The sequence below is a fragment of the Bradyrhizobium sp. A11 genome, assembly GCF_042077125.1.
Lineage (GTDB): Bacteria > Pseudomonadota > Alphaproteobacteria > Rhizobiales > Xanthobacteraceae > Bradyrhizobium > Bradyrhizobium japonicum_B.
Genome location: NZ_CP149509.1, coordinates 650286 through 676679 on the forward strand (window position 1 = coordinate 650286; position 26394 = coordinate 676679).

The 26394-nt window shown below is 65.5% G+C and carries 29 protein-coding genes and 2 tRNA genes; 20 read left to right on the plus strand and 11 right to left on the minus strand.

Annotation, left to right across the window (positions count from 1 at the left end; translation table 11 throughout):
* Nucleotides 1-47 precede the first annotated feature (47 nt).
* Nucleotides 48-122: transfer RNA gene (locus WI560_RS03020), tRNA-Thr, on the minus strand.
* Between the two features lie 318 nt (nt 123-440).
* On the opposite strand from WI560_RS03020, the gene WI560_RS03025 reads away from it, so the two are divergent.
* From WI560_RS03025 to WI560_RS03080, 12 genes are all read left to right on the plus strand, one after another.
* Nucleotides 441-629 (plus strand): hypothetical protein, encoded by a 189-nt coding sequence (locus WI560_RS03025; protein ID WP_375306845.1) that lies wholly within the window; start codon nt 441-443, stop codon nt 627-629.
* Between the two features lie 24 nt (nt 630-653).
* The gene (locus WI560_RS03030; RefSeq protein WP_375308756.1) at nt 654-2360 is read left to right on the plus strand and encodes an FAD-dependent oxidoreductase; all 1707 of its coding nucleotides are present in this window, start codon (nt 654-656) and stop codon (nt 2358-2360) included.
* A 125-nt stretch (nt 2361-2485) separates the two neighbouring features.
* Nucleotides 2486-2794: an EthD family reductase gene (locus tag WI560_RS03035; protein ID WP_028138744.1), complete on the plus strand. Its 309-nt coding sequence runs from the start codon at nt 2486-2488 to the stop codon at nt 2792-2794.
* 191 nt (nt 2795-2985) lie between these two features.
* Complete coding sequence (locus WI560_RS03040; RefSeq protein WP_375306846.1) at nt 2986-3495, plus strand: hypothetical protein; 510 nt, start codon at nt 2986-2988, stop codon at nt 3493-3495.
* A 128-nt stretch (nt 3496-3623) separates the two neighbouring features.
* The gene (locus tag WI560_RS03045; protein WP_375306847.1) at nt 3624-4448 is read left to right on the plus strand and encodes an alpha/beta fold hydrolase; all 825 of its coding nucleotides are present in this window, start codon (nt 3624-3626) and stop codon (nt 4446-4448) included.
* A gap of 514 nt (nt 4449-4962) precedes the next feature.
* Nucleotides 4963-5412: a DUF2948 family protein gene (locus WI560_RS03050; RefSeq protein WP_375306848.1), complete on the plus strand. Its 450-nt coding sequence runs from the start codon at nt 4963-4965 to the stop codon at nt 5410-5412.
* 158 nt (nt 5413-5570) lie between these two features.
* Nucleotides 5571-6866, plus strand: a complete 1296-nt coding sequence (gene hisD, locus WI560_RS03055; RefSeq protein ID WP_375306849.1) for a histidinol dehydrogenase — start codon at nt 5571-5573, stop codon at nt 6864-6866.
* On the plus strand, nt 6863-7360 hold the full coding sequence (locus tag WI560_RS03060) for a UPF0262 family protein (protein WP_126260326.1): 498 nt from the start codon (nt 6863-6865) through the stop codon (nt 7358-7360). The genes hisD and WI560_RS03060 overlap by 4 nt, the downstream gene beginning before the upstream one ends.
* Nucleotides 7361-7366: 6 nt before the next feature.
* Nucleotides 7367-7834, plus strand: coding sequence for a low molecular weight phosphatase family protein (locus tag WI560_RS03065; protein WP_028138738.1), 468 nt, complete (start codon nt 7367-7369; stop codon nt 7832-7834).
* Nucleotides 7835-8120: 286 nt separating this feature from the next.
* Nucleotides 8121-8750, plus strand: coding sequence for a Maf-like protein (locus WI560_RS03070; protein WP_126260329.1), 630 nt, complete (start codon nt 8121-8123; stop codon nt 8748-8750).
* A gap of 143 nt (nt 8751-8893) precedes the next feature.
* Nucleotides 8894-9076 (plus strand): DNA gyrase inhibitor YacG, encoded by a 183-nt coding sequence (yacG, locus tag WI560_RS03075; protein WP_375306850.1) that lies wholly within the window; start codon nt 8894-8896, stop codon nt 9074-9076.
* A 174-nt stretch (nt 9077-9250) separates the two neighbouring features.
* Nucleotides 9251-9326: transfer RNA gene (locus WI560_RS03080), tRNA-Phe, on the plus strand.
* A 73-nt stretch (nt 9327-9399) separates the two neighbouring features.
* Here the strand turns inward: WI560_RS03080 and WI560_RS03085 are convergent.
* Genes WI560_RS03085 through WI560_RS03095 form a run of 3 tightly spaced genes read right to left on the minus strand, consistent with a single transcriptional unit; the run spans nt 9400 to nt 12727 of the window.
* Nucleotides 9400-10617 carry a class I SAM-dependent methyltransferase gene (locus WI560_RS03085; protein WP_375306851.1) on the minus strand — a complete coding sequence of 406 codons (1218 nt, stop codon included), beginning with the start codon at nt 10615-10617 and terminating at the stop codon, nt 9400-9402.
* 3 nt (nt 10618-10620) lie between these two features.
* Entirely contained in the window at nt 10621-11409 is a 789-nt protein-coding gene (locus tag WI560_RS03090) for a DUF1365 domain-containing protein (protein ID WP_375306852.1), read from the minus strand.
* Between the two features lie 4 nt (nt 11410-11413).
* A complete protein-coding gene (locus WI560_RS03095; RefSeq protein ID WP_375306853.1) occupies nt 11414-12727 on the minus strand; it encodes an NAD(P)/FAD-dependent oxidoreductase in 1314 nt (437 codons plus the stop codon).
* Nucleotides 12728-12896: 169 nt separating this feature from the next.
* Here WI560_RS03095 and WI560_RS03100 point away from each other — a divergent pair, with 169 nt between their 5' ends.
* Both WI560_RS03100 and WI560_RS03105 read left to right on the plus strand, forming a co-directional pair.
* Nucleotides 12897-13700 carry a DUF1295 domain-containing protein gene (locus tag WI560_RS03100; RefSeq protein ID WP_375306854.1) on the plus strand — a complete coding sequence of 268 codons (804 nt, stop codon included), beginning with the start codon at nt 12897-12899 and terminating at the stop codon, nt 13698-13700.
* 152 nt (nt 13701-13852) lie between these two features.
* On the plus strand, nt 13853-14242 hold the full coding sequence (locus WI560_RS03105; RefSeq protein WP_375306855.1) for a DUF2177 family protein: 390 nt from the start codon (nt 13853-13855) through the stop codon (nt 14240-14242).
* A gap of 66 nt (nt 14243-14308) precedes the next feature.
* On the opposite strand, the gene WI560_RS03110 is transcribed toward WI560_RS03105, so the two are convergent.
* The 4 genes from WI560_RS03110 to WI560_RS03125 form a co-directional block, all read right to left on the minus strand.
* Nucleotides 14309-14611, minus strand: a complete 303-nt coding sequence (locus WI560_RS03110; RefSeq protein ID WP_375306856.1) for a hypothetical protein — start codon at nt 14609-14611, stop codon at nt 14309-14311.
* A 19-nt stretch (nt 14612-14630) separates the two neighbouring features.
* Entirely contained in the window at nt 14631-15215 is a 585-nt protein-coding gene (locus WI560_RS03115; RefSeq protein ID WP_375306857.1) for an RNA polymerase sigma factor, read from the minus strand.
* Nucleotides 15216-15293: 78 nt separating this feature from the next.
* Nucleotides 15294-15935, minus strand: coding sequence for a ChrR family anti-sigma-E factor (locus tag WI560_RS03120; RefSeq protein WP_375306858.1), 642 nt, complete (start codon nt 15933-15935; stop codon nt 15294-15296).
* Complete coding sequence (locus tag WI560_RS03125; RefSeq protein ID WP_375308757.1) at nt 15932-16477, minus strand: sigma-70 family RNA polymerase sigma factor; 546 nt, start codon at nt 16475-16477, stop codon at nt 15932-15934. The genes WI560_RS03120 and WI560_RS03125 overlap by 4 nt, the downstream gene beginning before the upstream one ends.
* A 298-nt stretch (nt 16478-16775) precedes the next feature.
* Between WI560_RS03125 and WI560_RS03130 the strand changes: the two genes are divergently transcribed.
* From WI560_RS03130 to WI560_RS03145, 4 genes are all read left to right on the plus strand, one after another.
* Nucleotides 16776-17024 carry a hypothetical protein gene (locus WI560_RS03130; protein ID WP_375306859.1) on the plus strand — a complete coding sequence of 83 codons (249 nt, stop codon included), beginning with the start codon at nt 16776-16778 and terminating at the stop codon, nt 17022-17024.
* A gap of 301 nt (nt 17025-17325) precedes the next feature.
* A complete protein-coding gene (locus WI560_RS03135; protein ID WP_375306860.1) occupies nt 17326-18012 on the plus strand; it encodes an FABP family protein in 687 nt (228 codons plus the stop codon).
* Between the two features lie 21 nt (nt 18013-18033).
* A complete protein-coding gene (locus tag WI560_RS03140; protein WP_375306861.1) occupies nt 18034-18744 on the plus strand; it encodes a RibD family protein in 711 nt (236 codons plus the stop codon).
* Between the two features lie 8 nt (nt 18745-18752).
* Nucleotides 18753-20024: a flavin monoamine oxidase family protein gene (locus tag WI560_RS03145; protein ID WP_375306862.1), complete on the plus strand. Its 1272-nt coding sequence runs from the start codon at nt 18753-18755 to the stop codon at nt 20022-20024.
* Nucleotides 20025-20082: 58 nt separating this feature from the next.
* Here the strand turns inward: WI560_RS03145 and WI560_RS03150 are convergent, their stop codons facing one another.
* Nucleotides 20083-20391 (minus strand): hypothetical protein, encoded by a 309-nt coding sequence (locus WI560_RS03150; protein WP_375306863.1) that lies wholly within the window; start codon nt 20389-20391, stop codon nt 20083-20085.
* A 353-nt stretch (nt 20392-20744) separates the two neighbouring features.
* Between WI560_RS03150 and WI560_RS03155 the strand changes: the two genes are divergently transcribed.
* Together WI560_RS03155 and WI560_RS03160 are read left to right on the plus strand one after the other, a co-directional pair.
* Entirely contained in the window at nt 20745-22571 is a 1827-nt protein-coding gene (locus WI560_RS03155) for an AMP-dependent synthetase/ligase (RefSeq protein WP_375308758.1), read from the plus strand.
* Between the two features lie 94 nt (nt 22572-22665).
* Nucleotides 22666-24225 carry an oleate hydratase gene (locus WI560_RS03160; RefSeq protein ID WP_375306864.1) on the plus strand — a complete coding sequence of 520 codons (1560 nt, stop codon included), beginning with the start codon at nt 22666-22668 and terminating at the stop codon, nt 24223-24225.
* A gap of 48 nt (nt 24226-24273) precedes the next feature.
* On the opposite strand, the gene WI560_RS03165 is transcribed toward WI560_RS03160, so the two are convergent.
* Entirely contained in the window at nt 24274-24879 is a 606-nt protein-coding gene (locus tag WI560_RS03165; RefSeq protein WP_375306865.1) for a hypothetical protein, read from the minus strand.
* Nucleotides 24880-25052: 173 nt separating this feature from the next.
* Nucleotides 25053-26393, minus strand: coding sequence for a tetratricopeptide repeat protein (locus WI560_RS03170; protein ID WP_375306866.1), 1341 nt, complete (start codon nt 26391-26393; stop codon nt 25053-25055).
* Nucleotide 26394 lies beyond the last annotated feature (1 nt).

A 26394-nucleotide genomic window follows, 5' to 3' on the forward strand; every position in this document is an offset into this window, starting at 1 on the left:
GCGCAGGCCCGAACGCTCGATAAAATCAACGTTCACAGCAGGAGGAATGGTGCTGCCAGACAGGATTGAACTGTCGACCTCTCCATTACCAATGGAGTGCTCTACCACTGAGCTACGGCAGCATGTGCTGGTGAAGAATCGGGCGCCCGAAGGGCCCTGCCAAGCGGGCCGATATCTGCCACAAGCCCCCCTCCCGCGCAAGCTTGCTGGGCCGGTCAAATCGAGAAAATCGGGCCGATATCGGGGCCAAAATGCTCGTTTTGGCTCGAAACTACCGGCTTTCCGCCGATTCGAGGTCCGCTCATCCCCACCAACTGGCCAGGTGGCCAAGCGATCGGATTCGGTCCATTTCGAGTTTCGCACGGTCGGATCGCAAGCAGCCTCTTGAGCTGCCGCAATCTCCGGGCATGCTATCGCCGATGGCCGGTATCGGATCCCCAATGATTGACGAGAACGAGAAGAGCGCGCGCCAGGCGAAAACGTCCCGGGATGACCGGCTGAAATCGGCGCTGCGCGAAAACCTGAAGCGGCGAAAGCTGCAGGCGCGCGAACGCGCTGCTGGCGCTGAGCCCGCTCCAAACGACGATGGTTCCCTCGATAAGGGCACCGCCGGGAAGACCGGCACTTGAGACATTGGAATGGCGAGAATGACGATGGGGCAGGACGGACAGCAACGAACCAACGGTGACGCGCTGATGTCGCGGTTCACTCGCCCCGAACAGACCTTTCCAACGCTGACGCCGGCCGAGATCGAGCGGATCAGGCATTTCGGCGAGGTCCGTAGCTACGAGGACGGCGAGTTCCTGTTCGAGACCGGTAAGCCCGGGCCCGGCATGTTCGTGGTGCTGAAAGGCCATGTCGCCATCACCCAGCGCGACGGGCTTGGTCACGTCACGCCGGTCATCGACCAGGGGCCGGGGCAATTTTTGGCCGAGCTCAGCCAGCTCTCGGGCCAGCCGGCGCTGGTCGACGGCCGCGCCGAGGGCGATGTCGAGACCTTGCTGCTGCCGCCGGACCGGCTGCGCGCGCTGCTGGTCGCCGAAGCCGAACTCGGCGAGCGCATCATGCGCGCGCTGATCCTGCGCCGGGTCAATCTGATCCAGGGCGGCATCGGCGGCCCGGTGCTGATCGGGCCGCCGCATTCGGCCGGCGTGGTGCGGTTGCAGGGCTTCCTCACCCGCAACGGCCAGCCGCATCATCTGCTCGATCCCGAACGCGATCGCGACGCCGCCGAGGTGATCGCGCGTTATTCGCCCAAGCCCGAGGACTGGCCACTGGTCGTCGCGGCCGATGGCGCGGTGCTGCGCAATCCCAGCGAGACCGAGCTTGCGCGCGCCATCGGCATGATCGGCGGCGCCAAGGACGACCGCATCTACGACGTCGCCGTCGTCGGCTGCGGGCCGGCCGGGCTCGCCACCGCCGTGTATGCTGCGTCGGAAGGGCTGTCGGTCGCCGTGCTCGACATCCGCGCCTTCGGCGGCCAGGCCGGCGCCAGCGCGCGCATCGAGAATTACCTGGGCTTTCCCACCGGCATTTCCGGCCAGGCCCTGACTGCGCGCGCCTTCACCCAGGCGCAGAAATTCGGCGCCGATATCATGATTCCGGTGACGGTGAAGTCGCTCGATTGCACGCGCAAGGACGGCGCGTTCGCGGTGGCGCTCGACGGCTGCGATCCCTTGCGCTCGCGCTCGGTCGTGGTTGCGAGCGGCGCGCGCTATCGCCGGCCTGAGATCGCAAACCTCGACAAGTTCGAGGGGCGCGGCGTCTGGTATTGGGCCTCGCCGATCGAGGCGCGACTCTGCGCCGGCGAGGAGGTCGCGCTGGTCGGTGCCGGCAATTCGGCGGGCCAGGCCGCCGTGTTCCTGTCGGGTCACGCCAGGCGCGTCCTGATGATCATCCGCGGCGGCGGTCTCGGCGCCAGCATGTCGCGCTATCTCATCGAGCGCATCGAAGCGACGCCGAACATCGAATTGATGTTCAACACCGAGATCACGGCGCTCGAGGGCGACGAGGCTTCGCTGCTGCGGCGTATCCACTGGAAGAGCCGGCTGTCCGACGACGTGGATTCCGCCGACATCCGCAACCTGTTTCTGTTCGTCGGCGCCGATCCCGCCACCGCCTGGCTCGACGGCTGCGGCGTGACGCTCGATCGCGGCGGCTTCGTCGTGACCGGCGCGCAGTCCGAGCAGAACCAGGGCCGCCTCGTGGCGCCGCTGGAGACCTCGGTGCCCGGCGTCTATGCCGTCGGCGACGTCCGCTCCGGCTCGGTCAAGCGCGTCGGTGGCGCCATCGGCGAGGGCGCCCAGGTCGTGGCCTCTCTGCACGGCTATCTCGGCGATGCCGCAAAACCGGCGCTTTAGGCAAGCAGAAGACAAGCAGATGGCAAGTCGAATGAGGCTTGCCATTGTGCCAGCAACTACAGACTATCTCCTCACCACGAGGATTTAAGATCGATAAACAAAACGCTGATTGACGGGAGGACTAAATGGCTGAAGTTGTCGTGCTCTATAAGACGCCCAAGGATGCTGCCGCCTTCGACAAGTACTACGCCGAGACGCACATTCCGCTCGCCAAGAAACTTCCCGGCCTGAAGAAGTACGCCGTCAGCAAGGGGCCGGTCGCATCCCCGACCGGGCCTTCCGGTATCCATCTCGTCGCCATTCTCACTTTCGACAGCGTGGCCGATATCCAGGCCGCATTCGGCAGTCCGGAAGGCAAGGCGACCGGCGCAGACGTGCCGAAATTCGCCAGCGGCGGCGCCGACCTCCTGATCTTCGACACCAAGGACGTGTGAGACTTCGACTCGACTTTCGTTGAGGGCTGCTCACGTTTGTGACAGCGGTGCAAAAAATTCAGCCATGCGTTTGTCGATTCGCACGATGACGCATGGCTTCGCATATCCGTGCGACGACAACGCAGGTGGTAATCCGATGAGGACCGTAATATTATTCTCCTGAACCTCAATGGAGCGTAGGAGGAGATGTCATGGTCCTTGGCTTGAGCCTGTCCGCCTTCACGATGGTCCATGTCGTCATCAGCCTGATCGCCATCGCCGCCGGCCTTGTCGTGATGTTCGGCCTGCTCGGCTCGAAATCGATGCCGGGCCTCACCGCGATCTTCCTGGCTTTCACCATCCTCACCAGCGCCACCGGCTTCCTGTTTCCGTTCGAGAAGCTGCTGCCCTCGCACGTCATCGGCATCATCTCGCTGCTGTTGCTCGCGGTCGCCTGCGTCGCGCTCTACGGCATGAAGCTCGCCGGCGCCTGGCGTCCGGTCTATGTCGTGACCGCGATGATCTCGCTCTATTTCAACTGCTTCGTGCTGGTGATCCAGTCGTTCCTCAAGGTGCCGGCGCTGGCCGCGCTAGCGCCGTCCGTGCCGCCGGCGCCGCCGTCGGGTCCGGTGTTCGCGGTGGTGCAGGGCATCGTGCTGGTGTTCTTCGTGTTGCTCACCATCGGCGCCTGGCGCCGCTTCAAGCCGATGGCGTTTGTCTGATCACTGACATCTCGTCGTTCCAGGGCATCGCGCAGCGATGAACCCGGAATCTCTCGCCCACAATATCTGGATTCCGGATTCGCGCTTCGCGTGGTCCGGAACGACTTAAAGGTCACAGGAGCCCCGCAATGCCCACCATCACCACCAAGGACGGCGTCGAGATCTTCTACAAGGATTGGGGCAGTGGCCAGCCGATCGTGTTCAGCCACGGCTGGCCGCTGTCGTCGGACGACTGGGACGCGCAGATGTTGTACTTCGTCACGCGCGGCTACCGCGTCGTCGCCCATGACCGCCGCGGCCACGGCCGCTCGGCGCAGGTCGCCGACGGTCACGACATGGATCATTATGCCGACGACCTTGCGGCCGTCACCGCGCATCTCGACCTCAAGAACGCCATCCATGTCGGCCATTCCACCGGCGGCGGCGAGGTCGTGCACTACATCGCGCGCCATGGCGAGAGCCGGGTGGCAAAGGCGGCGATCCTCTCGGCGGTGCCGCCGCTGATGGTGCAGACCCCCGCCAATCCCGGCGGCCTGCCGAAGAGCGTGTTCGACGATCTCCAGAAGCAGCTCGCCGCCAGCCGCACGCAATTCTATCGCGACCTCCCCGCCGGCCCGTTCTACGGCTACAACCGCCCCGGTGCAAAACCGTCGGAAGCGGTGATCGAGAACTGGTGGCGCCAGGGCATGATGGGCGGGGCGAAAGCGCATTACGACGGTATCGTCGCGTTCTCGCAGACCGACTTCACCGAGGACCTCAAGAAGATCAACGTGCCCGTGCTGGTGATGCACGGCGACGACGACCAGATCGTGCCTTACGCCGATTCCGCGCCGCTCTCGGCCAAGCTGCTGAAGAAGGGCACCCTGAAGACCTACAAGGGTTTTCCGCACGGCATGCCGACCACGCACGCCGACACCATCAACGCGGATCTGCTGGCGTTCTTCAAGGAGTGAGGGGAACGCGCCTCTTGCCTTCTGCTCTCGTGGGAGAGGGTGGCTCGCCGCGTAGCGGATGGGTGAGGGGTCTCTCTCCGCTAGAGCCTCCGGCAGTGAGCATGCGGACAGAGACCCCTCATCCGGCGCTTCGCGCCGCGCCATGATCCGCCTCGCCCGCAGGGCTATCGCATATGGCGCATTGCGGGACCTGAGCGCGCGCCTCGTCCTTCGAGACGCTTGCTACGCAAGCTCCTCAGGATGAGGCTAAGCAGCATGGTGCCAGTTGAAACTCGCGCCACGCACCCGGTCCTCATCCTGAGGGCCCGCCAACGGCGGGCGTCTCGAAGGATGGCCACAGGCGAGATCAGCCCCATATGCGATTGCCCTGGCCTCGCCCGGGAGGGGTATCCGCGGAAGGTGCTGGAGATGGAGGATATCAATAGCCTCTAGCCGGCCGGTCCGTTAGTTTGTGCGGAAATTTCGCGGCCCGTGCGCGTTGAGGCCGGTCCGTTCCGAAGGAGAAGCGCCGGCGATGTCGCCCCAGCTCAAACTGATCGCACTCGACGCCGACGATCTCGCCGTGATCTCGACCCATGTCCAGGACGCCCGTGTCCAGGCCTCCGACATCATCTGGCGACAAAGCGAGAAGCGGCTTGTGGTCGGGATGAGCCGGCTGGATTGGGAGCAGACGCTGGAGGGCGAGGCCGAGCCGCGCCGGCTGGTCGCCGCGCTGCGCTTCGACCGCGTGCTCGCCTGCAAGTCGCGCAACATCGACCTGGCTGCTCCGGACAAGGTGCTGGACCTCGTCGGCATCGAGTTTCACCCGAGCGGCGGGCGCGACGAGGAGCCTGCCGGCAGTGCGCTGCTTTTGTTCGCCCAAGGCGGCGCCATCCGGCTCGATGTCGAATGCCTGGAATGCGAGCTGACCGATCTCGGGGCGGACGCACTGGGAACGGGGATGGAGATCGAGGGTGAGACCTGAGGCGGCCCGTATACCAGCCCCACCGCCCGAGGCCCTGAGGGGAGACCGGCACCCTACGAGGGTTGACGCCGCTTCCCCGCCGCGCCATTGAGCATGGGAGCTGGTGCGCCCATCCGCCCCGGGACCAGCCAGAAGCCAAGCCAGATATCAAGCCAGACATGCCCGTTCGCCTCGACCGCAGCAGCGCCGATTTTGACCAGCGATTCGCGGCCTTCCTCGCTGCCAAGCGCGAGGCCTCGGCCGACGTCGAGGCCGCCGCGCGCGCCATCGTCGACGACGTCGCCAAGCGCGGCGACGCCGCCCTGCTCGAGGCCACCGCAAAGTTCGACCGCCTCGAGCTGGATGCCTCCGGCCTGCGCGTCACCGCCGCGGAGATCGAGGCCGCCACGAAGGCCTGCGATGCCGTGACGCTGGATGCGCTCAAGCTCGCGCGCGACCGCATCGAGACCTACCACCGGCGGCAATTGCCGCAGGACGAGCGCTTCACCGATGCGCTCGGCGTCGAGCTCGGCTGGCGCTACACCGCGATCGAATCGGCCGGCCTCTACGTGCCCGGCGGCACCGCGGCCTATCCGTCCTCGGTGCTGATGAACGCGGTGCCTGCCAAGGTTGCCGGCGTCTCGCGCCTCGTGATGGTGGTGCCCTCGCCCGACGGCAAGCTCAATCCGCTGGTGCTGGCGGCCGCGCATCTCGGCGGCGTCACGGAGATCTACCGCGTCGGCGGGGCGCAGGCCGTGGCCGCGCTGGCGCACGGCACCGCGACCATAGCACCGGTCGCGAAGATCGTCGGCCCCGGCAATGCCTACGTCGCCGCTGCCAAGCGGCTGGTGTTCGGCAAGGTCGGCATCGACATGATCGCCGGCCCGTCCGAAGTGCTGGTGATCGCCGACGACACCGGCAATGCCGACTGGATCGCCGCCGACCTGCTGGCGCAGGCCGAGCATGATGCCAGCGCGCAATCGATCCTGATCACCGACTCGGCGCGCCTTGCCGCCGACGTCGAGAAATCGGTCGAGGCGCAATTGAAGACGCTGCCGCGCGCCGCGATCGCCGGCGCGTCCTGGGCTGATTTCGGCGCCGTCATCATGGTGAAGAATCTTGCCGACAGCATTCCGCTCGCCAATGCGATCGCCGCCGAGCATCTCGAGATCATGACCGTCGATCCCGATGCGCTTGCGGCGGAGATCCGCAACGCCGGCGCCGTGTTCCTCGGGCCGCATACGCCCGAGGCGATCGGCGATTACGTCGGCGGCTCCAACCACGTGCTGCCGACCGCGCGCTCCGCGCGATTCTCCTCAGGCCTGTCGGTGCACGACTTCATGAAGCGTACCTCGATCCTGAAATGCGGCCCGGACCAGCTCCGCGCGCTGGGACCTGCCGCGATGACACTCGGCAAGGCGGAGGGGCTGGACGCTCATTCGCGCTCGATTGGATTGCGCCTCAATCTGTCATGACAAAGCCGCCCGAACAGGACGACTCCAACAATCGCATCGTCGGCGTCACGCTCGACGAGGAATCGATCGGCCGTTCCGGGCCTGACATCGAGCACGAGCGTGCGATCGCGATCTACGACCTGATCGAGCAGAACCTGTTCGCGCCCGAGGGCGCGGAAGGGAAGGGTCCGTTCACGCTGCATATCGGCATCACCGGCAACCGCCTGATGTTCGACATCCGCCGCGAGGACGGCACGCCCGTGGTCGCGCATCTGCTGTCGCTGACGCCGTTCCGGCGGATCGTGAAGGACTATTTCATGATCTGCGACAGCTATTACCAGGCGATCCGCACCGCGACGCCGGACAAGATCGAGGCCATCGACATGGGTCGTCGCGGCATCCATGACGAGGGATCGCGCACGCTGCAGGAGCGGCTGAAGGGCAAGGTGCGGGTCGATTTCGAGACCTCGCGCCGGCTGTTCACGCTCATTACCGTCCTTCACTGGAAAGGTTAAACACGGATGGCTGCGCCCCCACGCGCAAGCAATCCGCAGTCCGTGCTGTTCGCCTGCGCGATGAACAGCGTGCGCTCGCCGATGGCCGAAAGCCTGCTGCAGCACATGTTTCCGCAGGGGCTCTATGTGAAGTCCGCGGGCACCAGAAAAGGCGAGCTCGATCCGTTCGCCGTGGCCGTGATGGCCGAGCTCGGCCAGGACATCTCCGCCCACAAGCCGCAGACCTTCGAGGAGCTGGAGGACTGGGAGGGCCTGAATTTCGACCTCATCATCACGCTCTCGCCCGAGGCGCACCACAAGGCGCTGGAGCTGACGCGGACGCTCGCGGCCGAGGTCGAATACTGGCCGACGCAGGATCCCACCACCATCGAGGGCAGCCGCGACCAGAAATTGGCTGCCTATCGCGACGTCTGCGACCAGCTGTTGATGCGCATCCGCCGGCGCTTCGCCAAGGTGGGCGCGGCGTCAGGCTGATCGTACCCCGGACGCAGCGCAGTGCCCCCTTCGCGGTTCGCTGCAGAGCCGGGGCCCATCTCAGCTCCAGGCGCAAGCTCATGGGTCCCGGCTCAGCGTCGCAGCATTTCATGCCGCGCCGCGTCCGGGACACGAGGCTCCCCGTAACACCGGCGTCACAGAGCGAGGGCACACGCATCCTGACTAACCTCGACTTACCAAACCCGGGTTCCCGGGTTGTGAAATCAGCCCCCTTCCGATAGGTTCCGCGCGCACTTCACCCCCCGCTTCATCCCCAAATCACCTGATGCTTGGCCGCCCCAAATTCGTACTTGCCTCCGGTTCGCCGCGGCGCCTGTCGCTGCTCAACCAGGCCGGCATCGAGCCGGATGCGCTCCGGCCGGCCGACGTTGACGAGACGCCGCGGCGGGGCGAGCTGCCGCGCGCCTGCGCCAACCGGCTGGCGCGGGCCAAGGCCGACGCGGCGCTGAAGTCGGTGCAGCTCGACGACGAGCTGCGCGGCGCCTTCATCCTCGCCGCCGACACGGTGGTCGCGGTCGGCCGCCGCATCCTGCCCAAGGCGAATCTGGTCGACGAAGCGGCGCAGTGCCTGCGCCTGCTGTCGGGCCGCAACCACCGCGTCTACACCGCGATCTGCCTGGTCACGCCGCGCGAAGCCTTCCGCCAGCGCCTGGTCGAGACCCGGGTCCGCTTCAAGCGCCTCTCGGAGGACGACATCCAGGCCTATATCGGCTCCGGCGAATGGCGCGGCAAAGCCGGCGGCTACGCCGTGCAGGGCATCGCCGGCTCCTTCGTGGTGAAGATGGTCGGGTCCTACACCAACGTCGTCGGTCTGCCGCTCTACGAGACCACCACGCTGCTCGGCGGCGAGGGTTTTCCGATCCGCTTCGGCTGGCTCAATTCCACCGCCGTGTGAGCCAGCCAGCCGCGGCCTGAGAGAGTCGCGAAAACAACCCCATGCACAGTAGAATGGCCCGACCGGGCGCATGCGCCGCCGCGCCAGGAACCCGTTTGCCGACAGGCTCTTGAACCCTTTAATCCGCGCAAGCTGCCGACATCATGGACGACCAGGTCAAAAAGCCCGCCAGCACACTCAAGACCTGCCCGATCTGCGGCAAGCCGCAATCGGAAGCCACCCGCCCGTTCTGCTCCTCGCGCTGCCGCGACGTCGACCTGAACCGCTGGCTGAAAGGCAGCTACGTCATCCCCGGCCGCGACGACGACGTCGATGACGTGGAATAAGATGGAATATCAATCAGTTAATTGATCGTCAGCCCCGCCGCGCGCCAGCCGCGGCAGCTTGTGCACAGCCGGGCCGCGCCCGGCGAAGCCTCTTGGCGAAGCCGGGTGGACAGGCCGCTTCCGGCCCACTATAACCCGCCCGCTCGATGGGCTTTGGCCCCTCTCTTGGAGCACGCCCAGGTAGCTCAGTTGGTAGAGCATGCGACTGAAAATCGCAGTGTCGGTGGTTCGATTCCGCCCCTGGGCACCATTCCTCGCGGACACATCTACAGCCTGGCATGGCTTGGCCGAGCGCGGAGGGCTGCTGCGCCCCGAACCCCCGCTCACCCCCGCCGCGCAAACACCAGTTGCCCGACGTCGATCTTTCCGGCCCTGAACCCGGCCTCGCAGTAGCACAGATAATATTCCCACAGCCGGCGGAAGGGCTCGTCGAACCCGAGCGAGGTCAGGTCGGTCCAGGCTTGGCTGAAATTGTCGCGCCAGAGTGACAGCGTCCTTGCATAGTCCTGTCCGAACAGGCGCTCGCGAATCACGGGCAGCTCGAAGCGTTCGCCGAGCGCGCGCAGGATGTTCGTCGACGGCAGCATGCCGCCCGGAAATATGTATCTCTGGATGAAGTCCACACGCTGCCGATAGCTGCCAAAGAGCTCGTCGCGAACCGTGATGGCCTGGATGCCGGCGAGACCGCCGGGCTTGAGCCGCTGCTTCAGCTGGTTGAAATAGGCAGGCCAGAATTGCTCGCCAACGGCCTCGATCATCTCGATGGAAGCAATGCGGTCGAAGCGACCGTCCTGGTCGCGATAATCCTGCAATCGAACCTCGACCTTTTCGGCGAGCCCGGCCTCGTAGATCCGGCGACGGGCAAATTCATGCTGCTCCTTGCTGATGGTGAGGGCCAATACGCTGGCGCCGTAAGTCTTGGCGGCGAATTCGGCGAAGCCGCCCCAGCCGCATCCGATCTCGAGCACGCTCTGGCCGGGCTGCAATTCGATGGCCTGCGCCAGCTGTTCGTATTTGTGCTGTTGGGCAGCGGGAAGGTCGGCGGTGTCGGCCGGGAACAGCGCCGATGAGTAGGTCATGCTGGAATCGAGCCACGCGGCGAAGAACTCGTTTCCGAGATCATAATGCTTGTGGATGTTATGCCTCGATCCCTCCTTGGTATTCCGGCGCAGGCGATGAAGCGCCCGCCGGCACAGGCGAACCAGCATGTTTCCGGCAAAGGCGCTGTCGACCAGGTCTTCGTTGAGACAGAACACGTAGAGAAGCTGGGCAAGATCGGGCGTGGACCAGTCGCCTCGAATATAGGCCTCGGCCATGCCGATATCGCCGCCGATGACGAGGCTGCGAGCGAACCTATAATTGTTGAGCTCGATCGTGGCCGACGGACCCGGAAGCTGGCCACGCATCGTGGCCATTCTCTGGTCGGGAAGGCGCACATGAATGGTGCCGCACCGAAGTTGCGATGCAAGGCGCAGAGCCAGGCGGGCAAAGAACGGGACGCCATCAAAGTGAAGGTCTTGATGGGCGGCTGCCAGGTCCATGGTTCAGATCTCGCGTTGTTTCAAACGAGGCACGTAAGGAACACCCTTCAGCCAGAGCCGCATCGCTTCCCAGTGGATCGCTGCGATGACCTTGATGGTCAGGAAGGGCAAGGCGAACAACGCCGCCAACAGGGAGTGGCTGGTCAGAGCACGACGTCGTCCGCAGAATGCCGCCGCAAACATCGCGCCCTGTTCGCTGCTCTGCACGATTCTGACCTTCACATCCTGTTGCGGAGGAGAAACGCTGAAGCGGTAATGCGTTTCCATCTCCATGAAAGGTGAAACGTAGAACTCCTTCATCTGGCTTTGGCGTATGGCGCAGCCCGGCTCCGCCTCCTGCACCGGAAGGACGTAGGAATGCATCTCTCCGAACGTGTTGCGGACTTCGTAGATCAACAGCGCGAGATTGCCGGCAGCGTCATGGCAAAAATAGATCGAAAGCGGGTTGAACACGTAGCCCAGGACCCTGGGATAACAGAGCAGCAGAACGCGGCCTCCGGTGAGGTCGATGTCGCGTTCCGCTGCGATGCGTCGGACGTATTGGCTGAGGCCCGCGTTGTTGCCGTCACCGTGATCCTGCTCGTGAAAGCTGAAGGGGGCCGCGCGATTGATGCCGAACAGCCACGACTGGCGCTCCGCTTCCTTCAGCCGGTCAAGATCGATCAGCAAGTTCATCACGCGGTAGGTGAACCTGTGCTGCACGGGGCGCCACCGCGCGTGCATCACCTTTCCCCAATAGAGTGCGGCGGGCGCTGTCGTATCCTCCGCTCTGGTCGGTGTCGTTCGGGCCATCGTGCTACTCGGCAGCCTCGGCCAGCAATGGGGCCGGTTGACGCCATGGAGCCTCGCTGCCGAGCGCCTCGGCAACGGAGATGCCGGCCTGCAAGCCATCCTCGTGAAAGCCGTAGCCGGTCCAGGCGCCGCAGAACCAGGTTCGCCGACGCCCTTGAATCGTGGGGAGTCGCCGCTGCGCCGCGAATGCGGCCAGGTCATATTGCGGATGGGCGAAGCTGAATTTTCCAAACGTCAGATGGGCCGCCGGCTCGAAGGGAGGGTTGAGGCTGACGAACAACGGCTTGCGCTCGTCGATGCCCTGGAGCCGGTTCATCCAATAGGTCACCGCGACATCGTTCTGGGCGGGGGTTTGCCGCGGCCACCGCAGGAAGTTCCAGGATGCCCACGCCTGACGCCGCCGGGGCATGAGGCGGGGATCACGGTGCAGATAGACGGTGTTCGGGGCATATCTGATCGCCCCGAGAATAGAATGCTCCTGGGCGTCGGCATCCGACAGGGCCGCCAAGGCCTGATCGCTGTGACAGGCCATCACAACGGCATCGTAACTTTCCACACCGCCATGACTGTCGCGGACGGTCACGCCAGACCCAGCTCGGTTGATCGATGTCACCGCACAGCCTAGCCGAATGTTGTGCTTGAACAAAGCGGTCAGCTTGTCGACATAGCGCCGGCTGCCGCCCTCCACGGTCCGCCAGCGCGGTCGATCGAGCTGCAAGAGCCGGTGATTGTTGAAGAAGGCGACGAAGTTCTCCGCCGGAAAGGACTGAATGTCATCCGATGAGGACGACCAGATGGCCGCCCCCATCGGGCCGAGATAGTCGGAGAACAGGCGCGAACCGAATGATTCCTTGCGCAAATACTCGCAGAGCGTCAGGTCGTGCAGCCGGCCGGCGTGCAGATCGGCGACGCTCTGCCGGTTGAACCGCATGACCTCGGCCAGCATGCGAAAGTAGGACGGCGATGCGAGGTTGCGCGGTTGCGCAAACAGGCCGCAGGCCGTTTGCAACGCGGTCTCGCCGCCGCCACGCCATTCGAATCGGCCATGATCGACGGACATGGCGAAGCTCATGCAAGTCTCGATGGTCTTCACGCCCAGATGCGTAAACAGCGAGGTCAATTGCGGGTAGTTCGCCTCGTTGAACACGATGAAGCCGACGTCCACATCGATCGGCTCACCGTCATAGTCGATACGAACGGTATGACTATGTCCCCCCGGCTGTAGCTCACGCTCGTAAACAGTGACGGCGTAACGTTTCGACAGGAGCCACGCGGCGGCGTTGCCGGCAATTCCCGTCCCGATCACGGCCAAACGCATTCTCTGTCGCCCCCACTGCGGTACCGTCAGCGACGGTCCTCGAAACAACCGTCAGGGAACGCTTGGCGAGATGGCGCAGATCACTTTGCTGGCCGTCCGGCGCCCCTCCGCACATCGAAACCGGCGCCCCCAGCGGCCGTATCCAGAGAGGTCGATTGCGGTGAGGGGTATGATTCTTCTGCACATTCAGGCGATCGGCGGCATTGCCTTGGCCCTCTGCCTTTTGATGGCGCTGGCCTGGGTCGTTCAGCAGCGCACCGGCAATTCCGGCTGGGTCGACGCGATCTGGTCCTACGCGACCGGTCTCGTTGGTGCGGGTGCAGCTTTGTGGCCGCTCGACGGCGGTTCCCCGGCTCGCCGGTTCCTGGTCGGAGGGCTGGTGCTGCTTTGGTCGGTGAGGCTTGGGACGCACATTGCGCGCCGCTCCGCAGCGGGGATCGACGATCCACGCTACGCGAACTATGCGCGGCAATGGGGAGCCGCGGCGCCTCGCCGGATGTACCTGTTCCTGCAGTCGCAGGCGCTTGTCTCGGTGCCGCTGCCGTTCGCCGTCTTCCTCGCGGCGCACGCGCCGGCGCCTGAACTGCGCCTGCAGGACTATGCCGGGATCGTCATCATCCTGATTGCCGTCGCCGGGGAGGCATTGGCGGACCGGCAGCTGCGGCGCTTCAAGCTCAGCCCATCCAATGCCGGGCTTGTCTGCGATGTCGGTCTATGGCGCTGGTCGCGCCATCCGAACTATTTCTTCGAATGGCTGGGGTGGCTGGCATACCCGGTCATCGCGCTGTCGCCCGGATATGCATGGGGTTGGGCCAGCCTGGCGGCGCCAGTGATCATGTACTGGATCCTGGTCCATGTGACGGGAATACCGCCGCTCGAGGAGCAGATGCTGAAATCGCGCGGCGAGCGATATCGTCAGTATCAGGCGCGCACCAGCGCATTCTTCCCATGGCCGGTGCGACAGGTTGTGTGATCATGGACTGGCGATTGCGGACTGCTGACTGGGCGCAAAGGCAAGCGACTTGCCGATGTGATCCGTCACGGCTTGCGGGCCGTTAACCTGACGATCGGCGCGATGAGCCGGTCAGATGCAGCCGGATTGGGAACACGGGCATGAATCTTTTCTTGATCTATCTTGCGGTGGCCGTGGCCTTCGTTGCGATCGACATGGTCTGGCTCACGCTCATGGTCGAGAGGCTGTATCGGCCGGTGCTGGGCGATATGTTGCGGGCTCAGCCCAACCTGGCGGCCGCGGCCGCGTTTTACTTGTTGTATCCCGTCGGCCTGATCTGGTTTGCCGTGCTGCCCGCGCAGCAGGATGGCGGCGCGCTGCGCGCGTTCACCTCCGGCCTGCTGCTCGGCTGTTTCACCTACGCGACATACGATCTGACCAACCAGGCGACGCTGCGCAACTGGTCGACCGGCCTGACCCTTGCGGACGTTTGCTGGGGATCTTTTCTCGCCGGCATCAGTGCCTGGATCGGATTCGTTGTCGCGCAAAAGCTGGCGCACTGATCCCGCGCAACCAAGGCTTGGCCCGAGAGCTGGAAGGCTTGGCGCGAGAGCTGGGTTGACCTCGCGTCAGGTCTGCTTCCGGTCTCCGAGCTGCCCGAACGCTTCCCGGGTTTCCGCGATCTTGTCGGACAGGGATTTAAACGCCCTCTGAGCCTGCAGCTTCGACTCCTGGTCGAGCAAAAGGCCTGCGAGATCGACCAGTCGATCGCCCATGCGCTCCATCATTGCGAGCAGCCGATCGGCGTCGGCTGCAGGCACGTCGGGTGCGATACTTTCGACTTCTCGCACAATCGCTTCGAGCCTTGCCGTCGCGGCGACAAGTCGGTTCTCGCGTCCACGCTCGGGAAATTCAATGATCTCGGCATCCATGCACGGGCTCTCGCCGGGTTCAGGCCGCGGCCAATGCGGCAAGGCAATCCTTGCGCACCGTCAACATGGTCCGGTGCAGCCAGGTCTTGATGGTGCCGACCGGCACGCCGAAGCGCTGAGACAGGCTCGCGCGGCTCTCACCTTCGAGATAAGCCAGAGCGACCAGCCTGCGGCGATCTGCCGGCAGGCGAGCCAATGCTCCCAAGGCAATGGGTTCGGCGCCGGCGTAATCGAAATCCTCGGTCGGCGATGGCCCGGCTGCCGTCGGGACCATGAGCGCCTTGTCCAGTTCGAGACTTGGCTGTCTTCTGGTCCGCAGATGATCGATCGCGGTGTTTCGGACGATTGCGGACATCCAGGTCATGGCCGATGCCCGACCGGAATCGAACCGAGCGGCGTTGCGCCAGATCTTCAAGAAGCTTTCCTGGAGGATGTCATCGACATCGTGCGGCGAGGCTCCAACGGCCAGCGCGATCCTGCGCAGTCTGCCGCGCGTCAGCGTATGGAGCTCTGCGAAGGCGCGTGTCTCGCCTGCGGAGACGCGGGCCAGCACTTCGTGCAACCTCTCGCTCTGCACCTGACTTGCCGGACTCGAACAGGCCATGTCCTGTCTCCCTTGCGTTTCCTACGAAACGCTCCGGGCGCAGGCGCGGATCACCTGGCGGGAGAAGGGCGAAGCAGGTTATAGACGCACGAAGGGCCCGATCAGTCGGCCGAGCAAGCCGTTCATGCGCAGGTCGCCGGTCATCGCGACCAGGCAAAGGCAGGGGCCTTCGGTGCCGACGATGGGACGATGATCGATCTCGTCGTCGCCGTAGTCAAAATCCCCAGGGCCAAAGCGTCCGCCCTCATGGCTGAAGCTGCCCTCGAGCACGAGCGTCAATTCGGTGCCGGTGTGGGTGTGTTCGAGCATACGCGAGCCTGGCGCTGACCGAAGCAGGAAGGCACGGGCCGTGCCCGAGCCGGACAGCTCGATCGGCCGCAGGCTGAGACCCGGCGCGACACGCCGGCGCTTGCCGATGCGATATTTTCGCAGTGCCGGCGGAATATCATCATCCGTGTCGAACGTAAGGGGAGCCGCGGCTGTATGTGCCGGAGCGTCGTGAATTCGCGACATCACGCGATCGAACGCATCCGGTGCGGTCGGCACCGGCTCGACATCCTCCAGCGCGGCGCCCGCGAGTTGCTCGATGGCCTGCACGAAGCGGGCACAGCGCGCGCAGCCTGCCACGTGCACCCCGACGACCAGGTGATGGGCCTCTTCCAGCCTGCCGGCCGCGAAATCGGCCAGAAGATCTTCCGGCGGATGATGGCTGATCGTCATGCTTCTTCGTCCAAAATGTCGCGTAACCGGTTCATCGCCAGCCTGATCCGTGACTTGACCGTCCCGAGCGGAATCCCGAGCACGCTCGCGATTTCCGGATGCGGTCTTTCCTCGATGAACGATAGCTTCACCACCGTGGATTGCTCCGCCGAGAGTTGCTTGATGGCCGATGAGATCCGTGCGGCCTCCTGCCCGCGCGAAATCAGGATATCGGCCGGTTCGGCTTGATCTGCTGCATCAGGCAGCTCAGATCCGGCTTCCAGACGGTCGACCCGGGCCCGGCGGCGGAACAAATCGATCCGCAGATTGCGCGCGATCGTGAATATCCAGGCCGGCGCGCCCGCGGTCGCAGGATCGAACTGGTGCGCCTTCCGCCATACGGCGATCATGGTGTTCTGGGCGATCTCTTCCGCCTCGTCGGGGCTGCAGCCGGCTTTGAGCATCAGCCCCTTGATGCGGGGCGCGAAATGCTCGAACAGCCGCTTGAAAGCCTCCCGGTCGCCGTCAGAGGCGACGCGTCCGATCAAATCAGCCCAATCCACCTTTGTCTTCGGCCCTTTGCTCGCACCAATCGACAGCCGCGCCGCCACCCTCCGGGGAAAACCAGCCTCAGCCCGGATTGGCACATTCAAAGCCCGGATAGCAGCGATCATAGCGCCTCGACAAGCGAACTCTTGGGCTGAAAACGACCGGGGCCGGCCGCCGGATCACTGCCGAACGGGGATTCTTGCGAGTTCCGGAAGGCCCGCCGGCGTGGCCGTCGGCTCTGGCACTCCGCTTGCTCAGTCCTGACCAAAGCCGGGCCTCGGCGGAGAGGCCCGTTTCAGGTTGAGGCAAGCGATGCAAGAAGTGTCCCGTACTGGTACTGCCGGCGAGTTCCGGCTCGATGCGTTGATCGCCGATCTGTGGTGGCGCGTTCGGCTCTTGAATACGGATATTCTCGAAGTGGAGGCCAAAGCCGGAGTGTTCGACGCGCAGCAGCCGACCTATCCGCTGCTCGCGCTTAACCTTCGCGCGCGGCGGGACAATCTGGTCGCCACGATCGCCATGCTCGAGCAGCGCGCGAAATCGCTGTCGGAAGCGGCTTGAGAGCGGTCTTCGCCGACATCGGAAAGCGGCAGCGATCTCACGCACCTGGCGAGATTGACGCATCGACCGTCAGCGCGTGACCAGTTGAACGAACAGGTTCGGCACCGTTCCGCCTGACGCAGGCCATCCGGCGCATTGTCCGAGAACGCTACCGCGACAGGCAATGCACGGTCTTCCTCAAAAGCCCGACGATCGCCCCGCGCGCAACGCCGACGTCCATTCGCGATTGTGAGGCGTGAGCACACGCCAGCTTCGCGCCGCCATGCTATGGCTGTGCCCGCAGCTTCTCGCGAGGACTCCCATGCTTCCCATTCCCGCCGACATCTTCACCGAGCCCGAGGACGTCTCGCCGGACGGCCTTGCCAATCTCGGTCCGCTGCGCCGCCTCGCCGGCCGTTGGCAGGCGGACAAGGGCATCGACATCAATCCGAAGGCGGACGGGCCGGAACGGCGGACCTTCATCGAGCGCATCCGCATGGATCCGATCGATCCGCAGGCCAATGGCCCGCAGCTGCTCTACGGGCTGCGCTATCACATCCACATCAACACGCCCGAGGAAGACATCACCTTCCACGATCAGGTCGGCTATTGGCTGTGGGAGCCCGCGACCGGGCTGATCATGCAGACGCTGGCGATTCCGCGCGGGCAGGTGCTGCTGGCCTCGGGCAAGGCCGCAGCCGGCGACAAGACCATCTCGGTCACCGCCAGGCGCGGCGACACCGCCTACGGGATCTGCTCGACCGATTTCCTGGAACAGGCGTTCCGCACCGATTCCTATCGCTGCGACATCACCTTCAACGACGACGGCAGCTGGACCTATCTGATCCAGACCGAGTTGTTCGTGCGCGGCGCGCCGTTCAATCATCGCGACACCAACACGCTGCAGCTGGTCGCGCCGCCAGAGCCCAATCCGCTCGCAACGATCGTTAGCGATCGCGCCAAAGGCGAAGACAAGGGCGATGACAAGAGGGATCGGCCGACGCTGTAAAGCGCATTTCCGGAGAGTTGCATGAAGCCCTACGTGATCTGTCTGATGCACTCCAGCCTGGACGGCCGCACGCATCCCAGCCGCTGGCGTCCGAAGGGCGCGGGCACCGACTGGTTCGAGACGATCCATGAGGAGCTCGGCGGCGATGCCTGGGTCATCGGCCGCGTCACCGGGTCGGAGTTCGCCAAGGGCAAGCCGTACCCGACCGAGACGCACGAGACATTTCCGCGCCAAAACTGGTTCGCGCGGCGCGACGCGAAAACCTACGGCGTCGTGCTCGATGCGCAGGGCAAGATCGGCTGGGGCCGCTCGGACATCGGCGGCGACCCGATCGTCGTCGTGCTGACCGAGAGCGTGCCGGATTCGCATCTCGCAGGGCTGCGCGGCGAGGGCGTGTCCTATATCTTCGCCGGCAAGTCGGAAATCGACCTGGCGCTGGTGCTGGACATCCTCAACCGCGAGCTCGGCGTGAAGCGTCTCCTGGTCGAGGGCGGCGGCGTTGCCAATGGGGCGTTCCTGCGTGCCGGCCTGATCGACGAATTCAACCTGATCCTCAGTCCCGCGATCGACGGCGCTACCGGCGCGCCCTTCGTGTTCTCCTCGACGGAGGCGGACGGCGACAAGCGCGCGCCGATCGCGGCGATGACGCTGGAGAGCATGCGCGAACTCGGCGGCGGCGTCCTGCTGCTGCGCTACCTGATCAGGAACGATCCGCCGGCCGCAGGCCGGTGATGCCGGCCATGTCCGAGGCGTCGGAGCACATCGTCATCGTCGGCGCCGGTGCTGCGGGCCTGATAGCGGCGCGCGAGCTGGCGCGTGCTGGCCGCAAGGTGACGGTGCTGGAAGCGCGCACGCGCTGCGGCGGCCGCATCCATCCGCTGCCGGCCTTGGAGTTCGGCTATGCCGCCGAGGGCGGCGCCGAATTCGTCCATGGCGAGGCACCGCTCACGCGTCGACTGCTGCGCGAGGCCGGGCTGTCGCTTCAGGAGATCGAAGGCGAGCAGTGGAGCTTCGACGGGACGACGCTCTCGCGCGAACGGCAGGACGATCCCCACGAGGCCGAGCTGCAAGCCGTGCTGAGGGATTTGCATGACGATCTCCCCGTTGCCGAATTCCTGCGCCGGCATTTTGCCGGGGACGATTATGCGCCGATGCGCCATTCGATCGAGCGGATGGTCGAGGGCTACGACGCGGCCGACCCCGAGCACGCCTCGACGCTGGCGCTGCGCGAGGAATGGATGGATGGCGGGCATGCTCCGCAGGCGCGCATCGACGGCGGCTATGGCGGGCTGGTCGACTTCCTGGCGGCTGACTGCCGCAGGCATGGCGTCGCCATCCATCTCGGATGCGTGGCGACGGCGATCGAGGAGGACGGCCGCGGGGCTGTCGTTCGCTGCGCCGGCGGCCAGGGCCACGGCTGCGACCGGGTGATCCTCACCGTGCCGCTGCCCTTGCTGCGCGAGATCGCCCTGCCGGCGAGCGCGCGTGCGAAGCTTGCCGCCACTGATGACATCGGCTTCGGCAATGTCATCAAGATCCTGCTGCGCTTCGCGCGGCCATGGTGGCGCGAGCGGCAGCGGGATCTCGCAGGCATGACCTTCCTGCTGTCAGACGAGAGGATCCCGGTGTGGTGGACGCAATATTCGAGCCGGCATGCGATGCTCACCGGCTGGTTCGGCGGCCCGCGCGCCGCAGAACTGGACAGCCTCGATTCGCAAGGACTGATCGAGGCCGGACTCGATTCGCTCGCCGCCATCTTCAGGCTGCCGCGCGAGGACGTCGCGGGCGAGCTCGTGGCGGCGGCGGCCACCAACTGGGCGCACGATCGCTTTGCCCGCGGCGCCTATTCCTGGGCGACACCGCGGACGCGCGCGGCGCAGGCGATTCTGGCGCGCGCCGATGGGAGGGTGCTGTTCTCCGGTGAAGCGCTCTATCGCGGGCCCGACATGGGCACGGTGGAAGCGGCGCTAGCGAGCGGCCTGGAGACGGCCGGTATCATTCTGCGAGAATAAAGCCGGGATCATCCGGGCATAAAAAGAGAGAGGCCCGCATTGCTGCGGGCCTCCTGTCTCACCAGCGTCCGCCGCCGAAGCTGAACGTCACGCCGGGGCCGCCGCGATAATATCCGTACGGCCCGCCGCCGTAATAGCCGTGATGGCGCGGGTAATAGCCGTAGCTTTGGTAGTACGGCCGGTAGTGGCTGTGCCGCCAATGATGATGGTGGCCATGCCAGCGATGGTGCCTGCGGTGCGCGCTGATGTCGGTGGTCTGACTTTCATGCGCGCCCTGCTTGGCGCTCGAACTGCCGGCCGCGTTCGCCGCCGATCCACCGGCAAGCGCCGCAGCTCCGACCGCCATCGCGACAATGAGATACTTCATGTCATCACTCCAGTTGAATGTCGTGACACAACGGGCGTGCGCACGCCGCGTTCCGGCGTCGAAACGACGCAGATACTGGTTCCGATGAACGTACGTTAACGTTCGTGAACGAGACATCGTTGCGCGCTCGATTGTCGCGCCCGCTCTGCCTTAGTATTGCCCCAGATCTTACGCCGCGACGATTCGATGCGTTCATCTCATCCTCGACATCCGAGCGCTGCAGACGCAGTCGGTCGCGTGTCATGAGCCGCTCCAAAGCATGGCCGCCTTGCTGAGGATCAAAGCGGCAAGGATTGGCCGGTCTAGTCTCGAAGCACCACATGTCGGGAATCGATGCGATGCAAGAGAGCGCCATGCCGGGGCCGGCGGGTCAACCGGACGGCCTTGCCGAGATCAGGACGTTGCCGCAGCTGCTGCGCTGGCGCGTCAAGGCGACGCCGGCGGCGGAGGCCTATCGCCATTTCGACGCGTCCGCCCAGCGCTGGGTCAGCCAGTCCTGGCGCGAGATCGACGCGGAATTCGAGCTGTGGCGGCGGGCGCTCGCCGCGGAGGCGCTCGCGCCGGGCGAGCGTATCGCCATCCTGATGCCGAACGGTGTCGCGCATATCGCCATGGACCAGGCGGCGCTGTCGCGTGGCCTGGTGCCGGTGCCGATGCACGCCGTCGACAATCCCGACAGCATCGCCTACGTCCTCGCCGATTCCGGCGCGCTGATCCTGTTCATCGATACGCTGGAGCGCTGGCAGGCGATCGTGGCGACCGGCCAGCCGCTCGACCATCTCAAGCGCGTCGTCTGCGCGGATGCAGGCGGGCTCATCACGCCGGATGCGCGCATCGTCGGGCTCGACCACTGGCTGGCGCAAGCACCTGGCGCGACCGCGCCGCTGCCCGATGTCGCGATCGACCCGGACGATCTCGCTGCGATCGTCTACACTTCGGGGACCACGGGGCGGCCGAAGGGCGTGATGCTGTCGCATGGCAACGTGGTCGCCAACGTGAAGGCGATCGCGCGCCGCGTCAAAGCCGAGCCGCACGACGTCTTCCTGTCCTTCCTGCCGCTCTCGCACACGTTCGAGCGCACCGGCGGCTATTACTACCCGATCGCGATCGGCGCCTGTGTCGCCTATGCGCGCTCGGTGCCGCAGCTCTCGGAGGATCTGCAGCATGTACGGCCGACGGTGCTGGTCTCGGTGCCGCGGATCTACGAACGGATCTACGCGCTGATCCTGCAGCATCGCGCATCGGCGGGCTGGATCGAACGCACGCTGCTCGACCTCACCATCGCCGTCGGCGGGCGGCGCTTCGACGCGCGGCAGCGGCATGACGTACCGTCGCTGTTGGACCGGCTGGCCTGGCCGCTGCTCAAGCGCCTCGTCGCCGACAAGGTGCTGGCGCAGCTCGGCGGCCGCCTGCGCGTCGCGGTCTCCGGCGGCGCACCGATCGCGGAGCCCGTCATCGGCCTGTTTCTCGCGCTCGGGCTCGACGTGCTCCAGGGCTACGGCATGACGGAGACCTCGCCGGTGGTCTCCGTCAATACCCCCGACGACAATGATCCACGTTCGGTCGGCCACGTCCTCGACGGCATCGAGGTCAGGCTGGGTGAGAACGACGAATTGCTGGTGCGCGGCCCCAGCGTGATGGTGGGCTACTGGCGCAAGCTGGAGGAAACGCGCCGCGCCAAGGACGCCGACGGCTGGCTGCACACCGGCGACCAGGCCCGCATCGAGCATGGGCGCATCACCATCACCGGTCGCATCAAGGACATCCTGGTCACCTCCACCGGCGAGAAGATCGCGCCGGTGGATCTGGAGACCGCGATCCTTGCCGATCCCTTGTTCGAGCAGGCGCTGGTGGTCGGCGAGCAGCGGCCGTTCCTCGCCGCTCTGGTCGTGCTGAATGCCAAAGCCTGGGTCGAGGAGAAGGAACGGCTGGCGGCCCGCGGCCAGCAGGGCGGCGCGGCGGAGCGGGCGGCGCTGCTGGCCAGGATCGCCGCGGCCGTGAAGGCCTATCCGTCCTACGCGACGCCGCGCGCGGTGTGGTGGACGCTGGATCCGTGGACCATTGCGGCGGGCCTGCTCACGCCGACGCTGAAGAACAAGCGGCCCGCGCTCGAGCGCCGCTTCGCGGACGAGATCGAGCACATCTACGCGAAGAAGCCGAGCCCGATAACGTCGACGTGATTGCGCTTCGCCTCCCCCTTGATCCAGCGCAAGTTTGGCTACCGCCACACCATGCAATCTTGCCGCGACATTCGAACTGCAATCGAGGCAAGTCATGAAGGCGTATTTCATCGGCGGTGGCATTGGATCGCTCGCAGGCGCGGCGTTCCTCGTTCGCGATGCGCAGCTGCCGGGGCGCGACATCGTGATCTACGAGGCGCAGCCGCTGATCGGCGGCAGCCTCGACGGCGCGCAGCTTGCGAACGGCGCCTATTCGCTGCGCGGCGGGCGCATGCTCACCACCGACCATTACGAATGCACCTGGGACCTGCTCTCGAGCATTCCCTCGCTGGAGCATCCCGGCCTCAGCGTGCGCGACGAGACCATCGCCTTCAACGTGGAGAATCCGGCGCACTCCAGGGCACGTCTGGTCGACCGCAACCGCTTCAAGATCGACGTTTCGCATATGGGCTTTTCCGCGCGCGACCGGCTGGAGCTGCTGCGGCTCACCGAGGCCTCGGAAGAGGCGCTCGGCAACAGCCGCATCACCGACTGGCTGTCGCCTGGATTCTTCGAGTCCAATTTCTGGTACATGTGGCAGACCACCTTCGCCTTCCAGCCCTGGCACAGCGCGGTCGAGCTGAAGCGTTATCTGCATCGCTTCATGAACGAATTTCCGCGCATCGAGACGCTCGCCGGCGTCAAGCGCACGGTCTACAATCAATACGACGCGATCGTGCGGCCGCTCGCCGACTGGCTCAAGCGCCAGGGCGTGCAGTTCGTGCGCGGCACGCGCGTCACCGACATGGCGTTCGAGGCCGAGGGCCCGCGCTTGCGCGTGCGCCAGCTCACGCTCGACCGCGACAGCCGCACGGCCAATGTCCGACTCGAGGACGACGACGTCGTGTTCTTCCAGAACGGCTCGATGACGGACGCCTCGAGCCTCGGCTCGATGACCGAGCCGCCGCCGCGCCTGACCAAGAAGGACAGCCAGGGCTGGGCGCTGTGGGAGACGATCGCGCAAGGACGTCCCGATTTCGGCAATCCGTCCGCGTTCAACAGTTCGATCCCCGAATCCTATTGGCTGTCCTTCACCGTCACCTGCCGCGATCCACGGTTCTTCGACCGGATGGAAGCGTTCTCGGGCAACCGGGCCGGCACCGGCGGTCTCGTCACGTTCAAGGACTCGAACTGGCTGATGTCGGTCGTGCTCTATCACCAGCCGCACTTCACGGGGCAGCCGAGCAACGTGCAGGTGTTCTGGGGCTATGCGCTGCATCCCGACCGCGTCGGCAATTTCGTCGCCAAGCCGATGTCCGAGTGCGGCGGCGCCGAGATCCTGAAGGAGCTCTGCGGCCACCTGAACTTCGATCCCGTCGTGCTGGAGGATGCGATCTGCATCCCCTGCCGCATGCCCTACATCACCAGCATGTTCATGCCGCGCCATCTGGCCGACCGGCCGCTGCCGGTGCCGAAGAATTCCGTCAATCTCGCCTTTGTCAGCCAGTTCGTCGAGATCCCCGACGACGTCGTGTTCACCGTCGAATATTCGGTGCGGGCGGCGCAGATGGCAATCTATCAGCTCATGAAGGTCGATCGCCCGGTGCCGCCGGTGACGCGGCACGACAAGTCGCTATCGGTGATCTTTGCGACGCTGGAAAAGGCGTTCGCGTGAAGCTGTTTCTCCCTCGCCCCGTTCATACGGAAAGAGGGGTGAGACGAGCTACTTGAACGGGTCCTGGATCGACGGTGCCGACTGGCGGATACGGCGCACGCTGACCGGCGTGCCGTCGGAGACGAACAGCAATTCGTAGCGCCGGCCCTCGCTGTCGGTGGCGGAGCAGGTGACGTCGTTCACCTTCCTGGCGGCGAAGTTGCCGGTCTGGCGGCAGAGGCCGGTGGAGGTCTGCTCGGCCGGCACCGGCAGGCCGTCGACCTTGGGACGGTGCTTGGAGTTGAGCAGCATGCGGTCGATCCGCAGCTCATAGGAATTGTCGTCGGCACGCTTGCCGTTCTCGCCGGAGAACGACACGACGTGGCTGTCGTCGGCGGGATCGTCGACCGCGACCGCGAAATTGACCCGGCCTTTGTCGCCATGGGCATAGGCCACCGTCTTGCAGGCAAAGGTGCGGCCGGCGACCTTGAATGTCTTGCAGTGGCCGGACATCAGCGCCAGCAGGTCGATGAAGGCATTCTGCTGCGCCGGCGGATTGTTGACCGGGATCGGGTTGGAAGTCTCGGCAAAACAAGGACTTGCCAAGCCCACGACCCAGCCCAGGACCAAGCCCATGGTCAAGGCGGCGGCGAGGACCGGTCGGCGAAGGCGCATCGTCGGGCTCGTGTGCCGGAGGGCCGTGGCGGCGGAAAAGTTCCGCAGCATAACCATCGGACCGCAAATTGGTTGCGATCCCGTTTGTTCTGCAAGACCCGCCTGGAATACCACCGCGCCACCCCGACGGCGATTCGCTTGACATCGCCAACCCGTCCGCTCGGCACTTGCCGTCAGGCCGGTGTTTTTTTCGTGGCAGAACTAGCCATCGCCATCTGCCAGCGCCGATCCCGAAGGGATGGCCGGCGGTGCAGGCGGGCGTCCAGTAGGGCGCGGGCGCGGGGCAGCTCGCCGCTGCGCATCAGCGCGACGATGAAGGTGTCCTCGATCAGCTCGCGCTGGGCGTGGCTGCCGCCGATCCTAACGACCTCGGTGAGAACAGGCGCGAGCGTCTGCACGCATGCGCCGTAATCCCCGTCGGCAAAGGCCGCCAGCGCGCGGATGATCGCCGGCACGACGGGGCCGGCCGGCAGCTTGCCCTCGGCGAGCCGCTGCTCGATCGTCGCAAGGCGCGCGGCCAGCGCCGCGTGGTTCTGCGTCGCCGCCGCGAACAGCGCCATGTGGACGTCGGCGAAGGACAGGCTCGACTTCGGAAACATCTTCTGCGCGGCGGCGTCGGCGTCCTGCCACAGCGTGTCCGGCACGGTGTGGCCGTACGCCGACAGGCGCCAGAGCAGCGAGGCGGCGTCGGTGATGACGTTGAGCGGCGGCGCTTGCGTGACTGCCGGCTGAAGCACGTCGGCATAGATCGCGAGCGCGCGTGCCGAATCGTCCTGCTCGAGCGCGCCGAGCGCCTGGTGCCAGCGGATATGGCCGTGCAAGAGGCCGGCGCGGTCGTAAGTCGGAATCCAGTCGTCGACGAGGCGATCGGCCGCCTCGATCGAGCCGTCCTCGAACATCGCGTGCAGCACCGCATGCGCGGCATGGGCGTTCGCCCGGCGCAAATTGAAGCCACGCTCGGTGACGGCGCGGCCGCGGGCGACGTCGCCATTCTCGGTCATTGCCCAGCCGGCCATGGTCAGGAACCACCAGTCCTCGCCATAATGCTGCGCGACGCGCTCGCACAGCTCATGCCGCGCGCGGTCGTGATCGGCCATGCCGGAGAAGGCGAACAGGCCGAACGCCCCGAGCGGCAGCGAAAGCACCAAGGCATCGCGCGGCCAGCTCTCGATGTGCCTCAGCGTTGATGCGATCGCCTCTTGCAGCCGGCCCTCGATCGACAGCGCCAGCGTCTCAACATGCGAGCGCTCGCGCTCGGTGCCGCGCCTGGCCACCAGCTCGCGTGCGAGCGCCGCCTTGCTCCGCGCTTGATCGCCCTGCTGGTAGAAGGCGTGCACGCGGGCACGGGCGATCAGAGGCAGCGCGAAGTCAGGATCGGCCGCGATCGCGCGCTCCAGCGTCTCCGCCATGCCGGTCCACCCCGAGAGCATGAGGTCGACGCCGTCGCGATAGGCGCCGGCAGCCGCATCGGATGCGGTGGAGAGCGGTAGGCCGTAGCGATCCTGATGCGCCATC